The sequence below is a fragment of the Vibrio sp. 1641 genome (genome assembly GCF_033339995.1).
GTDB lineage: Bacteria > Pseudomonadota > Gammaproteobacteria > Enterobacterales > Vibrionaceae > Vibrio > Vibrio alginolyticus.
Genome location: NZ_JAWOVP010000264.1, coordinates 1 through 634, shown reverse-complemented (window position 1 = coordinate 634; position 634 = coordinate 1). Strand labels below are relative to the sequence as shown.

The 634-nt window shown below is 42.6% G+C and carries 1 pseudogene; it reads right to left on the bottom strand.

The features are described from left to right. A pseudogene (locus R7Z47_RS25430) lies at positions 1–634 on the bottom strand (HlyD family efflux transporter periplasmic adaptor subunit); the annotation flags it as partial.

Here is a 634-nt window from a genome sequence, read left to right as displayed (position 1 = left end):
CTCTTGCTTCAACAAGCAACTTATCATCTTGAGGCACTAACTCTAACAACGTTTGTCCTGAACCAATAACCCCCTTTTCAGTGAACACTTGCATGTTCACTACGCGGCCTGAGATTGGCGCATTGATTGAAGTTCTAGCCACCACATCTTGAGCAGATCGATACTCTTCACGAATGGCAACGACTTCTTTTTTGGTATTCCGCAACTCTTCGACGATTTCATTCAATCTTTCGAGCTTTAACTCTTCTATCTTGGCTTGGTTCTCGTCTAACCTTTTCCCAACGGTTAAAGAATGCCGATCAAGCTGACTTAGAGTACTGCGAACCTCTGCGGCAAGCCGTATGAGTTACAACAAAGTGGATTTGCCAGAAAACCCCTTCTGGACCAAAGCTTGGTTACTTGCAATTTCTTCTTCAATAAAGTTGAGGCGCTCTCTTTCGATGACTTTGGTTTGCTTAAGATTTTCGAGCTCTAAGCTCGCGCCAGAAATACTTTGTTCAATAATACTAAGCTTGCTCTCAAAAAAACGCTTTCTGGCAGTAAAGATTTTGTTTTGCACTAACTGTGCTTCTTTAACGATGTTTACTCGAGGAATCGCTTCTAGATCACCAGACCAGGAGATATCCGCTAATTC